This is a genomic window from Pectobacterium carotovorum (assembly GCF_900129615.1).
GTDB lineage: Bacteria > Pseudomonadota > Gammaproteobacteria > Enterobacterales > Enterobacteriaceae > Pectobacterium > Pectobacterium carotovorum.
In genome coordinates, this window is sequence record NZ_FQWI01000003.1 from 74270 (window position 1) to 88330 (window position 14061).

At 53.0% G+C, this 14061-nt stretch carries 12 protein-coding genes; 2 read left to right on the plus strand and 10 right to left on the minus strand.

From position 1 onward, the window contains the following. Positions 1 to 21: 21 nt before the first annotated feature. Positions 22 to 708: a GntR family transcriptional regulator gene (locus tag BUB06_RS07405; RefSeq protein ID WP_039472085.1), complete on the plus strand. Its 687-nt coding sequence runs from the start codon at positions 22 to 24 to the stop codon at positions 706 to 708. 66 nt (positions 709 to 774) lie between these two features. Here BUB06_RS07405 and BUB06_RS07410 read toward each other — a convergent pair whose 3' ends face one another. From BUB06_RS07410 to BUB06_RS07440, 7 genes are all read right to left on the minus strand, one after another. Then, on the minus strand, positions 775 to 2136 hold the full coding sequence (locus BUB06_RS07410) for an esterase-like activity of phytase family protein (protein ID WP_039472086.1): 1362 nt from the start codon (positions 2134 to 2136) through the stop codon (positions 775 to 777). A 33-nt stretch (positions 2137 to 2169) separates the two neighbouring features. Further along, positions 2170 to 3504 carry a phospholipase D-like domain-containing protein gene (locus BUB06_RS07415; RefSeq protein WP_048329155.1) on the minus strand — a complete coding sequence of 445 codons (1335 nt, stop codon included), beginning with the start codon at positions 3502 to 3504 and terminating at the stop codon, positions 2170 to 2172. After that, positions 3497 to 4180 carry a MotA/TolQ/ExbB proton channel family protein gene (locus BUB06_RS07420; protein ID WP_039472087.1) on the minus strand — a complete coding sequence of 228 codons (684 nt, stop codon included), beginning with the start codon at positions 4178 to 4180 and terminating at the stop codon, positions 3497 to 3499. Before BUB06_RS07420 ends, BUB06_RS07415 begins: the two co-directional genes overlap by 8 nt. An 85-nt stretch (positions 4181 to 4265) precedes the next feature. After that, positions 4266 to 6506, minus strand: coding sequence for a TonB-dependent receptor family protein (locus BUB06_RS07425; protein WP_039472088.1), 2241 nt, complete (start codon positions 6504 to 6506; stop codon positions 4266 to 4268). A gap of 90 nt (positions 6507 to 6596) precedes the next feature. After that, entirely contained in the window at positions 6597 to 7355 is a 759-nt protein-coding gene (locus BUB06_RS07430; RefSeq protein ID WP_039472090.1) for an energy transducer TonB, read from the minus strand. 1 nt (position 7356) lies between these two features. After that, the gene (locus tag BUB06_RS07435) at positions 7357 to 7761 is read right to left on the minus strand and encodes an ExbD/TolR family protein (protein ID WP_010301909.1); all 405 of its coding nucleotides are present in this window, start codon (positions 7759 to 7761) and stop codon (positions 7357 to 7359) included. Between the two features lie 309 nt (positions 7762 to 8070). Next, the gene (locus BUB06_RS07440) at positions 8071 to 9264 is read right to left on the minus strand and encodes a multidrug efflux MFS transporter (RefSeq protein WP_039472092.1); all 1194 of its coding nucleotides are present in this window, start codon (positions 9262 to 9264) and stop codon (positions 8071 to 8073) included. A gap of 400 nt (positions 9265 to 9664) precedes the next feature. Here BUB06_RS07440 and azuC point away from each other — a divergent pair, with 400 nt between their 5' ends. Next, positions 9665 to 9742 (plus strand): stress response protein AzuC, encoded by a 78-nt coding sequence (gene azuC / locus BUB06_RS22455; protein WP_014914323.1) that lies wholly within the window; start codon positions 9665 to 9667, stop codon positions 9740 to 9742. 124 nt (positions 9743 to 9866) lie between these two features. Here the strand turns inward: azuC and BUB06_RS07445 are convergent, their stop codons facing one another. The 3 genes from BUB06_RS07445 to BUB06_RS07455 form a co-directional block, all read right to left on the minus strand. Next, entirely contained in the window at positions 9867 to 11732 is a 1866-nt protein-coding gene (locus BUB06_RS07445; protein ID WP_039472094.1) for an Svx/AvrXca family virulence/avirulence protein, read from the minus strand. A gap of 305 nt (positions 11733 to 12037) precedes the next feature. Further along, positions 12038 to 13354, minus strand: a complete 1317-nt coding sequence (locus BUB06_RS07450; RefSeq protein WP_039472096.1) for a purine-cytosine permease family protein — start codon at positions 13352 to 13354, stop codon at positions 12038 to 12040. A gap of 14 nt (positions 13355 to 13368) precedes the next feature. Beyond that, a complete protein-coding gene (locus BUB06_RS07455; RefSeq protein WP_039472098.1) occupies positions 13369 to 14058 on the minus strand; it encodes a helix-turn-helix transcriptional regulator in 690 nt (229 codons plus the stop codon). Between the last annotated feature and the right edge of the window lie 3 nt (positions 14059 to 14061).

Here is a 14061-nt window from a genome sequence, read left to right on the forward strand (position 1 = left end):
TTCTCGGGTAAGCACAGCGGCATGGACACCTCTTTTCAGATCAACAACAACGAACCAGTAAACCAGCAAATTTATCGCGTACTGCGCAAAGACATTGTGGAATGCAATATTCCGCCGGGTAAACTGCTGTCTGAAAAAGAAATTTCCGTGCGTTTTGATGTGTCCCGCCAGCCAGTCAGAGAGGCTTTTATCAAGCTGGCAGAGGCCGGACTGGTGCAAATTATGCCACAGCGCGGCACGTTTGTGATGAAGATCTCCGAGCAGCGTGTGGCGGATGCCCGCTTTATCCGTCAGGCGCTGGAGTGCGCGATTGTGCGCCGGGCGGCAGAAATGGTGACGGAAGAACAGCTGTTGACGCTGGAGCACAACTTACGCCGTCAGGAACTGGCCGCGCAGAATGAGCAAGTGCGTGAGTTTCTCAGCCTTGACGACAGCTTCCATCAGCTTCTGACGCAGATTGCCAACTGTCCGCTGGCGTGGGAAACCATCGAGTCGATTAAAGCGACGATGGACCGCGTGCGTTTTCTCAGCCTGAGCCAGGTTTCACCGCCGCTCAGCCTGATCCAGCAACACTACCTGATTTTTAGCGCCCTGAAAGCACGCGATCCCGATGCCGCAGAAAAAGCGATTCGTGAGCATTTGCAGGAAATGATCTATTCAATCACGCCGATTGCGCAACAGAATAGCGACTGGTTCGAGCACGCCTGAGCGCGCTAACCTGAGTGCGTTGAATAGTGGCTTCCCCGTCTCCGGTGGAAGCCATTTCACAGAAGACTATTTCAGCGGCTGTGGCAGGGTAATCACCCACAGTTCATTATCGGCTTCTGGCTTCTCCAACGGTTTGATGGCTAACGTCGTCTCGACCGCCTTGCCATCTCGCGTCAGTTTTCCATCGGCAGTAACCTGATAGTCGTCCGCTTTATCTTTTGCTTTCACTGGGGATTGCAGCACGGATTGCAGACCAAAGTCGTTGTCGTTAATGACGGCGAGCGTTTGCTTATCGACCAGCGCCAGACCTTCCACTTTCTCCTGCTGCCAGCCAAGCTTACGCAGATCCACCAGCTCCTGCTTGTGCGCCAGCGTAATGCCGCGTTTTTCCAACTGGGCGAGATCGTCAAATTCCGGCGATTTGCCATCGGCATCGAACGGTGTCAGATCGCTCGCTTTGCTGAGATCGACCAGATAGATGCGGTTCTGCATCTGCTTGTCTTTGTCCGCGCCTTGCTCGACCAGCAGAATGCGCTGATTATCCAGCGCCACGATATCGCCGATCTTGGCATCCTTCGCTTTCTTATAGCTGTCGATGTTGATGGGGTAGCCCACCATGCGGCTGGTTTTGGTTTCCGGGTTAAACATCACCAGACGCGTAAACTGCGCTTTGTTTTTGCTTTTGCCGTCGATATCCAGCGTGCTTTGCACGGCCATGACAATCGTGCCGTCCGGCAGGCGGGTCAGCCCTTCAAAACCCCGATTCGGCTGACGCCATTTGATGATATTCGGTAAGCCACTGGCAACCGAGTGCTCATTGCCCGCAGGCGTCGGCCCGAATTTTTGCAGGATCTTCCCGCTCGCATCAACGTGAATCAGGAACGGGCCGTATTCGTCACATAGCCAGAAGCCGCCTTTGCCATCCGGCGTAACGCCTTCGGTGTCCAGCCCACGCTGGCTGGTACTGAGCGGTTGCAGAGCGTCGTTCAGCGCCACTTCATTGGTGGTGCCAATAAAGTCTGCTGGCAGTGGCAGGCCGGTAATTTTACCCTCTGCATCGTGCAGCGGGCGGGCGTTGATCGCCTCGGCAGTTTTCGCGCTGACCCGAATGTCCATCATCAGCGGTGCATAGTCAGGGCTGGCGAAGATCTTGGCTTCTTTCTCACCGACCAGCGGCGCATCGGCATTCGGGCCGCGATCGGTGACGGTGGTGAACATCAGGTCGTCGCCCTGTTTGCCAGTAAAATAGAGGCCGGAGCCAATGCCGACAGGCAAACCGTTGGGGAAGTTCTTGGCGAATTTGCCCTGATACGCAACATGATCGCTGGCCGGGAAGGTAACGACATAGCGCGTCACTTTTTCTCCTTCGGCCTGCGCGCTGAACGGCAGAAATCCGGCAACCAGCAGTGCTAACAACGTGTGTTTCATGCTATTCCCCATCAAATGTCATTCGGGTAGTGGCTACGGTGCGGTGACCGTGTCGTCTGTCGTGGATGAAGCGGTGTTTTCCTGTGCTTTCTCTTTATCTTTCATGCCGCCCGGATTGGGCCGCGGATAATCATAATCAATGCGCAAAGGCTGCGCGTACTCGCTGTTCCACAGTTGTGTATAGAGCATGTCCACTCGCTGTGCCATCGCTGGGTTCTGAATCACCATCTCCAGATTGCGCGAATTATCCAGATAGCCGCCGCTCCAGTTGCTGGTGCCTATCCAGGCTTTTTTGCCGTCGATGGTCATGATCTTACTGTGGATCACGCGGGCAAAAGGAATGAAGCCGCTGCTGGCTTGCGGTATCGAGACCGTTTTTATCTGGATGTTGGGTAGCACGGCCAGACTTTTCAGGTAGGCGATGTTCGGCATTTTGGTGCTCCATTCGGACACCATCAGCTCGATCTGGACGCCGCGTGCGGCGGCGGTGCGAATCGCGTTATCAATAACCGCGTAGTACGGGCGTGTTTTATCCGGGCCATAAGAGAGCGGGACGTAATCCATCACCTGAATGCGAACCTGCTGTTGGGCTTCGGCCAGCAAACGAGGGAGTTCTTCTTCGGAATCAATCACGCCAGCGGGATTGAATGCTTTGGGGCTGGCAACCAGATAGTTGCCCGAACGGTCAGCGGGTTGCGTTGCTGCGGGCAGCGGCGCAACGGTTTCGCCGTGTGTCAGTCGCGCCTGTGCCTGCCAGTCTTGTTCAAAAATGGCGCTAATCTGAGTCACCACACGGGGATCGTCGATCAATAATCCCGTTTCGTGAATATGTTCCAGCGCCCGCCAGTCAAGATTCTGACTCCCCATGTAGGCTTGTTTACCATCAACCAGAAGATATTTAGCGTGCACAATACCGCCGCTCAGGCGTTCAAAGGGAATCACGCGCAGCTCCAGATTCGGAATCGTTTTGAGCTGTTCCAGCGTGTCCTGCGTGGAAATCTTTAGCCCTTTTTCTTCAAGCAGCAGGCGGATTCGCACGCCGCGTTCTCCGGCTGCACGCAGATGCTGTAAGACGTTATCGAAGCGTGTTCCTGCCTGATTAGCGACATAGAATTGGCCCAGTTCAATGGTGTGCTGTGCGTTATCAAACAGCGATATCCACACCGCGTCGCTGGGGCGTAAATCGGGGGCGGTCAGCGTGGTTTCCACCGGGGCGTCATACACTAATTCATAGCCGGGAATGCTATAGCCGCTAGTGTCGGCATGAGCTGACGCACTCACAATAAACAATACGCCTCCTGTCAGTAGTGTGTTGATGCAATGCTTCCAGCGCTGCCCCGGATGGGTGAAACCACAACGATTAAGCATAGCGCTTCTCCGCTATCGCTTTGTCTGTCATGGCATTGTCCGTAACGGCACTGTGCGTCACAGCAGAGCCCGCTTTCTGTTGGCGAGTATGCGGCATTCCGGCGCGAATCAGCAGGACTTTCAGCATTTCGCTGATGTGTTCCATTCGGCTTTGCAGGAAATTGTTCCCCAGCAGGCAAACCAGCGCGATGGCGATGCCCAGCCCTGTCGCGTACAGCGCGGTTCCCATGCCGGCGGAAACCTGGCTTGGGTCGGAGATTCCCGCAGCGGACAGCGCTTTGAAGGTTTCTATGATCCCCATGATGGTGCCTAGCAGCCCCAGTAACGGTGCTGCGGTGACGACGGTTTCCAGAACCCACAATCCGCGCGACAGCTGCGGCTTACTTTGCAGATACTGTGCGTCGATCAGGTCGTTAAGCGCATCGCGGTTTTCTGCCTGATGCGACTGTGCCAGAACTGGCGTGACGACGGCGATAGGCAGGCTGGGGCGCTGAGTCAGTGCGTCCGGCAGATCGTGAATATGGCGAATATCTGCCGTCAGGGCGCGTTCCAGACGTTTGGCCTGCCGATGCGTATAGGAAAAATAGAGACTGCGTTCGATGATGATCATCAGGGCGATCACCAGTGAGGCGTACATGACGTAGAAGATAATCTCGTGCAGCATATCAGCGTTCATGGCCTGATCCTTTTGTTGCCTTGTTGGGCGTTGTTGGTGATGAACGCCAGCGCGGGAAACCGCGCTGGCGTATTACGTTATTGGATTAGAACGTGGCTTCCAGTGAGGCGTTGAAGGTGCGCTCTTCCCCGACGTTGTAAAACGGTGTGCCAGCCGATACGCCGTTATACGATCGTGAGTTGAAGCTCACTGAGCGCGCGGAGTCGAGATACTCTTTGTCGAACAGGTTGTTGACGCCAAAGCGTAAGGTGGCGCTTTTCACGATCTTCTTATCCACTGGCAGATAGACACCGGCGCTGAGATCGAAAACGGTACGTCCGCCGATCTTCTCGTCATTGGTCATGTCACCGTAGAACGATCCGACGTAGCGGCTATTCACACCGGCGTAGTAGAGGCCGTCGTCATAGCCCAGCCCGAGGTTGAGCATATTTTTCGGCGCGTTGGCGACCTGCTTGCCCGTGGTGGGGAGCTGGCTGCCACCGGTGGCAAGATTGTTTTTCTGTGTGGTATCGGTATAGGTATAAGCCGCGAAGTAGTTGAAGTTATGCGGTAGTTTGCCGCTCCACTCCAGTTCCAGCCCTTTGTTTTCCACTTTCCCAGCGTTGATCATTTCGTAATCGCCGGCGGCGTTACGGCTGGAGATCTGGCGATCGGTAAAGCGGATAAAGAACAGCGAGGCGCTCAGCAGCATGTCCTCATCCTGGAAGCGCCAGCCGAGTTCCTGATTCCAGCTCAGCTCAGGCTTGGTATTGATGGAATCGCCAACGTTATACAAGACGTAGTTGGGCGGGGTACGCATGTTGCGCGTGATGTTATAGAACACCTGATTTTCGGTATTGATGCGGTAAGCCGCGTTAAAGCTAGGCAGGAACTCGTGGTATTTCTTGTTCTTTTTCTCTGCGACGTTATACAAGCTGCCGAGATTAGTCCCGTCACGCTCTACGTGCTGATAGGCCAGACCACCGGTGAACGTCCATTCTGGGGAGAAGAACCAGGTGTCCTGAATCCAGATTTTATGTGCTGGCGTGACGGTAAACTGGTTACGGCCTTGAACCACATTCCCGTTCGCATCGGTGACCTGGTTCGCATCGCCGGGTTTGCCGGAGATGTTAACTGGAGTGCCGTCGCTCTTAATCGGAATGAACGGCTGTGTTTGACGCTGGCGGGCACGCTCGAACCAGTAGCCGATATCCAGACTATGCTCGTCGCTAATATCCCATTTCAGCTTGGTGGTGATACCCGGTCGCCAGGTTTCCGTCCACGACGGGCGATAATAAGTGTTGGAGGTCAGGTTGCTGAGATCGTAGTTACCTGCGCGGTCCGACGTCGCGGATAACACGCTGGCGCTTCCACTGCCAAAACTGCCGCCGTTCGTCGAGAAATAGTAGGGCTGTAACGTCAGCGCCAGATTATCGCGCAGCTGCAACTTCTGGGTGAACGTGACATTCAGCGTTTCAAAGTTATTGCGGTTGAGTTTGTAGTATTGGGAAATCTGTCCACGGCTGTTGTAAACCGGGGTTGTGGCGTAATCCATCTTACGCCCGTTTTGCTCGAACTGTTGTTTGCTCAGCGTCGAATAGTTGATGGTATCTTGCTGATTGTATTTCACAATCAGGCTGCTGCTGTGGCCATTTTCATGTTCATACAGGCCGTTCCACTCGACTTTATCGGCGCGGGAATAGCCTGCACCGCGCCATTTGTCGGAATCGGTATACGAATAAGAAAGCCAACTGCTGAAGCCGTTGTGTTTGCCGGTTTCCAGACGTGCAAAGGTCTTGCTGAGGTTGTTGCTGCCGAACGTCTGCTTAACGAAGCCGCCAAATTCTTTCGCCGGACGGTGGGAAACCAGCCCGATGTTGCCGCCGCTGGCACCGATGTGCGGGCCATCCATTTCTGATGAACCTTGGGTAACGAAGATCTGCTCCAGGTTTTCCGGGTCGCCCATTCCGTTCGGATACACGGCGTAGTCGCCGGAATCATTGACGGGAATGCCGTCTGATGACAGGCCGACCTGATCCGCACTCATGCCGCGCATGGTATAGCTGACGCCGCTTAAGCCGCTGGCGTCGTTGCTGCTGACGTTCAGGCCCGCAGTGTATTTTAGTTTATCAATGGCGTTGCCTGCGGCGGGCATCTTATCCAGCGCGTCTTTTGTCACGGTCGAGCGCGATTTGGCGCTGTCTTCCTGAACCATTAATCCTGCGCCGAGCGGTTGTCCCTGTACGTTGATCGTGCCGACATCTGTCGCCTCCTCCGCCAGCGCGGAGCCTGCCAGTAATGCGCCGACGACGGACAAACATACCCCAGAAAGTTTGAACGGTTTCATTTCACAATCCTAGTATTATCAGTAAGTTGTTTACCAACATGTTGTTGACGTTATTTTTGCTGATTCACTCTCTTGCTCAGGTGCGAAACGCTACTGCGCCTGATAATCGAACGTGGCTAAAAAGCGTTTTGTGCTTTGTCCTGCAAAGGCATCGGCGGGGAAGGCCCGAACCTGTTTGATGCTCTGTAAGCTGGCTTGCGCCGCCCGGTTAAGCAGCATGCTGCGTGCTTTGTTGCTGATGCCTGAATCGATAACTCGTCCTGTGCGATCGACTTCCAGCCAGACTTCAACGCGACCTTCGGGACGCTCAAGCGATGCCTGTCGCCCGGTCGGGTAGCGTTTGGTTTGTTCAAGCTGCGCGCGCAGCGCCTGCGCATAGCTGTTTTCCAGCGTGGCGACATTCACCGACGGTGCGGAAGGGGCTGCCGGTGTTGGGCGCTTGGCCGGGGCTTCCGGGCGTGGCGTAGTCAGCTTGGCGGGTGTGGGCGTCGGTTTAGGTTTGGTTTCCGCCTTGGGCTTAACCTCGGGTTTAGGCTTCGGCTTCACTTCCGGCTTAGGGGGAGTAACCGGCGGTGCTTCTATAATCGGATCGGGTTCATTAACCGGAATCGGCTCCGGCTCCGGCTCCGGCTCCGGTTCAGGTTGTGGCACAGGTTCCGGTTCTGGCTCTGGGAGCGGTTCGGGCTGGGGAATCGGCTCCGGTTCAGCCAGCGTGATCGCCATGACCGTTTCGTCGTAGTGCTGCTGAACTTTCAGCGGCGGCTGTTGGCTGGCGAAGAACAGGCAGGTGGCAAACACCGGCAGCGGCAACCAACTGATGGCGTGGCGTGAGCGATAGAGCTGATACATGTCACAATTTCCGGGTAGCGATAGAAATGGACGAGAACCCACCCTGACGCAGGGTATCCATGACGGCTACCAGACGCTCAACCTCGACGCTTTTATCGCTGTTGATAATGATGGTGGTTTGCTGGTCTTGCTGCTGCTGTTGCAGCGTCGTCACGAGATCGCTCAGTGCCATCGGCTGTCCGTCCAGCTCAAGATGATCCTGTGCGCCAAGCGTGATGATCGCTTTTTTCTGCGGCTTAAGTTGTTGTGCGCTGCCTGCGGCGGGGAGCTGCGTTTTCAGACCTAGCGCGGGAATGACGTTCATGCTGATCAGCACAAAGAAGACCAGTAGGAACATCATCACATCGATCATGGGAACCAAATCGATGTGGGCTTTTTGCTTCTTTGGTTCGTTCCAGTTTCTCATTACTCACTTCCCTACAGGCGCGAATGTCTGCATTTCTGAACAGGGCAATTCGCGTGGCGCCGAAACAAAGCAGCCAATATAGGTAGGGTTTGTTTAATTTTTTTTACATTTATGTGATTAATTTTTCATGTTGATACGTATTGGTGGTAATTTTTTGTCAAAAAATAAGTTTTTTTGATGTTTTTACATCATTTATAACAAAGGGGGGAATACCCTGAGAAAGGGGAGGGCACATGTGGTGGGCGCTAACTGAGAAAAATGAATGGCCAGTTGAATCACTGGCCGGAGAATTGTCTTTTAGCTGGAGCGTTATCCTTTTCCGCGCGGTTTCCTGAAGGCGAAAAAGAGTTGGATCGTGTTGCACAGCACCAGACAGGCGGTGATGACGAATACCCAGCGGAAGCCCATCAGGGCGGAGACGCCGGAACCCACCAGCGGCCCGAGGACATTGCCCAGATACATGAATGACTGGTTATAGCCGAAGATACGGCCCGTCACCTGCTGACTGCTGTATTTGACCAACAGTGCCTGCACGGTTGGCATCAGTGCGCCATCGGCAAAGCCCAGCAGAAAGCGCAGTATGCCGAGCTGTGTAGGGCTTTGTACCATCGCCATGACCAGGAACAGCAGCACGCTGATCGCCAGTGCGGCGATCAGGATGCGATGTGCGCCGATTCGGTCACCTAAACGGCCAAGTCGCGGTGCGGATAACAGGGCGGACACGCCGGGAATGGCCGCAATCACGCCGCTGATAAAGGCAATGTTGTCCGTGCCGGGAGCCAGATCGCGGATGAACAGCGTCAGGATCGGGCTGATGGAGCCGTTCGCCATCTGGATCATCATCGTCGTAATGAACAGGCAGATGATGAGCGCCGGATACGGCAGCGAAGCGAAGACGGCTTTTCCGCTGAGCCGGTTCTCTTTGGTGACCTTAACCACGCTCTCTTTGATCGCGAAAAGCGTGATCAGGAAGCTGATAAACAACAGGCCACCGGTGATGAAAAAGACGATGCGTAGCCCGATATAGTCGGCCATAAAGCCGCCGAATAAGGGGCCGAGAATAACGCCAGCAATCTGCCCGGTCGATAGCATACCTAGTGCCCAGCCGCTTTTTTCACGCGGAACCTGTGAGGCAATCAGCGCCATCGCGTTGGGAATGTACCCGGAGGTCAGCCCCATGAGTGACCGCAGGATGAACAGTTGCCATACGTTGGTCGCCAGCCCCTGCAATGACATCACGATCGCCATGCCGAGTGCTGCGCGCAGCAGCATGAGCTTTCGCCCTTTACGATCGGCGAGGCTTCCCCACAGTGGCGCAACGGCGGCTGAGATGAGAAAAGACGAACTGAAGATCAAACCGGACCACAGACTCAGCGACTCGTGCGAGTGAACGCCAAGCTGCTCAATGTACAGCGGCAAGAAAGGTAATATCTGGCTCATGGCCAGCCCGGTGAAAAAACATCCCAGCCAGGCAGAGAAGAGGTTAAGTTTCCAGGTTTCCATGGGGGTAGGAATGGGCCTTCATCAGCGAATAACCAATGGCGAAACCGTGGTGACTGCGCGTGAAAAAGTGTGCTAACCGACAGTGAATGGCGCTCAATTAATAACGGACAGTGACTAAAATTTCGTCTTTCATCATGAGCATAGCATAGCCAGCGGCGTATTGGTCGCTGATGGTAATGATTCGCAACAAAAGAAAATAATCGTGGGTAAGTGCGGACTGGGGAAAGTATCGGTGAATTTCATTGTGTGACTTACGTCACAAAAAATGTGCTTTTTCTCAACAAGCGTGTACAATTCATCCCCATAAAGCGGGGCACTGCGCCATTAAGACAAGTCATCGCTAAAAAGTCATTCCATCGCTTAGTTAAACAATAAGTTAAGTAAAACCAAGGTGAAAAAAGTGCGTAACTTCTTTAAAAAAATGCTGGCGGCTTACCTGAATACCTATAAAGACGTGCCGCCCGGCGCACTGTTCTAAGAGTCTGTGCTATGCATCGTATGAAACAGGCCGCCAATAGGGCGGCCTGTTTATTTGTGGGGCCGACTTATTTTGAGAATCAACATAACGTGGTTCTGAGTCAGTTCCCCTTTCTGTCGTGATATTACTTCGTGCTATAGACCGGAACGGCCGTCACTTCTGGCACGGCATCGGTCAGGTAAGCACCGGCTTCGCTGCTTCTGACTTCATTCTCATCAATAAAGCCATAGAACACGCCCTGCGACGCGGAAGCGCCACGAATTTCCGCATCGCCACGCATTTGCGCATTGCCTGACAGCACAATACCGCGCTCAAACGCACCCGGCCCCATGAAGACCGTGTGCAGTCGCGCGTTATCGCGTACCACGGTATTACCCTGTAGCACCGTCAGGCCGCTGACAACGGCGCGACCTTCCACCGTTCCGCTCAGAATCGTTGCACGATCTTCAATTCTGGCGTTATCTCTCACCGTCCCACCGATGACGCGAGCATAAGGCCCGACGTACGCCGTAGGGGCAACATTAGCTGAGTTAGATACCCAGCCGCCGCCGTTTGCGTGACGAGAACCGTTAGCGGTTGGATTCGGTGCACCAGGCTGGCTGCCTTCCGGCCAGACGCCGGTGAAATCAGCCATCCACGGATAGCGGTAAAGGGAATAGTAAGCCTGATCCCACTTGATCTTCTGCATTTGCGACGGTGTACCCATGACCACCATGTAAATGCCGCGATCGTCCTGACGAATAGTGAAGTTTTTCACCGTGGCGGATGCACCGCGCTGCAATTCACTGTAGCGAGAAACGCCGTCCGAACCGATAGCAACAATACCCCAGCGCCAGTCAGAATTCGGCTGCGGCATGGTTGCCGGATCGTTTTTCAGCCCAGGTAAGCGGGTAATGGCCGATTTGCTCTGCACCATGCCACGGAATTTAACGGTGATTTTCGTCGCACCGCTTTCTGGGATAAGTTTGACGATGTTGTAGCCTAACTGCTGCGGAGCCTGATCGAACGGCACGGAGAAGCGGCGAAGGCTGGCGCTGGCACCGACAACCGGCTCAAGCGCAGTGGTTCTCAGCAAACGGTCAGCGTTATTCTGGTTGGGTTGGACTGCACCATAGCTGCCGTAGGTTGAGCGGTAAAAGCGGCCACGGTCGAAACCGTCTGGATCGATGTAATCCCAGTTGACGTTGTGCATCGCCCAGTCGCCGAAGACATCGTTGAATTCAGACTGGCTCCAGCCCATGTTGGTGCGCAGAATAGACAGCGGATCGGCGGTAGACTGGCCGCTTTCGCCCCATTTCGGCGCTTTTGCCCACATATCGTTGATGACACCATAGCCAAAGCGGTTTTTCAGGTATTCCATAAACTGCCAGTTGCAGTAACGGTTACGTGTTGAACCCAGATAAATATGCGAGTAGTTGACCTGCATTTCCGAACAGTGTGCCGACGTACCGCGGAATTCATCCATCTGGTGCGTCATCCAGTTCGCGTGGGATTCCCAAATCCAGCCAACGTAGTTATCGCCCGAACTCTGGAAGCCGCCAGTTTGCCCTTGCAGCGCATGGGTAAATTCGTGCGCCAGCCCCCAGTTATCTTTGAGTGACGCAGGGCCAATCCACATTCCCATGCTGCCACCACCCGCAATCCCGCCGCTAAGCCCAAAGGTCGGGTCGATGTGAATATTGGCTTTATATTTCACGGTCTGTTTGCAATAAGGCTCGGGGAACTGAATTTGTTTAATAAACTTATCCCAAATTTGTTCCAGTTTCTGCCCTGCGGCAACCGCATCATTGCGGTTAACGTCGTTATTATTCCAGCGGAAGGCAAAGTGCTCAGTCTGGTATTTCACGGAAGGCATATCGGTGATGGAATTATCCACCTGCCAGTTGCCCGCGACACAAGCCTCAGCGGCGTTTGCCGTATTGACCATCAATGCGCCGCTTAAAACGAGTAGACAGTTTAGTGGCGTGAGAAGTGTTTTTATTGTTGGCATAAATCCTTTTCCTAGCATGAATATTGCTAATCAGCCTTATTATTTCACGAGGGTGAATCCTCGTAGATAGATAAGACCCATCCCAAGGCCATCATGGCCTATATCCGTCATACTTCAAGTTACCTGTACGTTGGCTTTACTCGCTCACCTCAGTCACTTACTGATGTAAGTTCCCGAGGATTCACTGCGTCGCCGCCTGCATGTAACTCGAATTATTTAGGATCTATTTTGCTTAAGTAAAAAATACCGGCCTCTGTAAGAAGAGGCCGATTGGATTATAGATTAATTTTATCTTGTTACCTATTTCATTTTAATTTTTGGTTATGTTCTAGTTTCCTAAAATAAGCATGGTTATTGATGTAATGCTGTATTATCAAATAAAGCAGGCTGGCGGCCAGTAACGAATTAAATGCCGGCACGCCCCACTCAAAGGCTAATCCGACGATGGCACCGACAGTGCTGGCGATAATAGCCGGCCAGCCAATCAGCGGTGTTTGTGCGCTGTCGGGTAATTGGCCTTCGGCACGGCTGGTTTCGAGCAATGTCTTGTGGGTGCGCAAAATATAATAATCAACCAGCATCACCCCGATAATCGGTGGGAACAGCACGCCTAATAGCGTCAGGAAATCAATAAAGCGGTCCAGAATACCCGCTACCGAAAGCAGTGTGCCGATGACGCCAATGACCAGCGTGATCGAGACATAGCGTAATTTCTTCCCCGTGACGCCTTCTATCGCATTGGCGATTCCTAAAGAGGAGGAATAAAGATTGATATCGTTCACCCTCAGTGTCGAAAATATCACGGCAATCAGCCCGATGCCGCCCGTCGCCTGAGACATGATCGTCACAACGTCTGCGGTATTGAGCGCACGGGCAATAATGATGGCGAGGCCATTCACCATAAATTCCCCGATGATAATCGACAGCATCGTCATCCAGAAAACATGTTTTCCTTTTTGGGAATAGCGCGTCATATCGGGCGTAATCAAACTCGCGACGATACAGCCGCCTACGACCATCGTCGCGCCAGCGCTAATGGAAATGGCTTCACCGTTAGGTGCGGAGGCGATCAGTTCAGCAATATTGTGGCCGGAGAGCGTCATGATCGAGATATAGCCGACGACGATGACAAACATCGGCACGGCGATTTTGGCCGTAAAGCGTAACGCCCTGAAACCAAAGGCAACCAGCAGCGTTAGCGCAATACCGGACAGCGCAGCAGACCAGCCAAAACCGAGCTTATCCGCCATCGCAAAGTTGAGCGCCTTGGCGAATACGGCGTTCTGGACGCCGAACCAGCCGATGAGGCTAACGGCGATCACCAGCCCAATCAGGACGGAACCAATACGGCCAAAGCCGCACCAGCGTGCGAGCAGGCTGCCCGACATGCCTTCTTTCATACCCGCATAGCCCAGCCCCACGGTCACCACGCCAAAAATGGCGCTGCCAATAAAGATGGCGAGGAATGCCTGGCCCAGCGTCATGGAATGGCCGAGCACCGCACCTAACATAAACTGGTCTAGCGCGGTTAACATGCCGATGTGCACTAATGCCACATTTAAAAAAGGCAGCCGGACACTCAGCGGAACGCGGCTGACTGGGTAGTCATCTATTTTTTCCATGTAGATAGGTTCTCTTATATAAATTGAATGCCTTTCTCGATGAGAGAGTTAGGAATATAACCATCGATTCCAAGATGGCGACAAAATTCTTCAAATTGAGGTAACGAATGTACCTCTGCCTTTTGATACATGTTATATATTCTGTTCTCGATTGTTTTTGGTGATATGTTCATTTTTCTGGCTATTTCTTTATTTGGTAAACGTTGTAGTATCAAGAAGATAATATCCAGTTCTGATTGGGTGAAAATACTGGTTGTTAATTCGGTTTGTAACGTGGTCGGCTTCTTTTGGTCTATATAGATGAGCGGAGACCGCGTATCCAGAGGCCTGGCATTCCACATCGTACCAATGCAAAGCTTATTTTCATCAAAAATTGGGATCTTTTCACTGACGAAGGGCGTCAGTGTTTTCTTTCCATACCAATAGTGTGTTTCTATAACCGTGACTCTCTGTTCACTATTTTCTGTTAGTCTATCGTGTTCTTTTAAATCGTCAGAAAGTTCCGCCCAACTGGCAGGAAATTCATCATCTAGTCGTCCTTCAATATCAAAGCGCATTGGCGTATTGGTATAAAGGTAAGCGGCTTTATTCATGTAAACATGGCGTGATGATAAATCTTTAATACCCCATGGTTCATTTAAACATTCCATCATAATAATCAAATTACGAATATAATCAGTCATGTTTGCTTGTGATGATGGCATCCT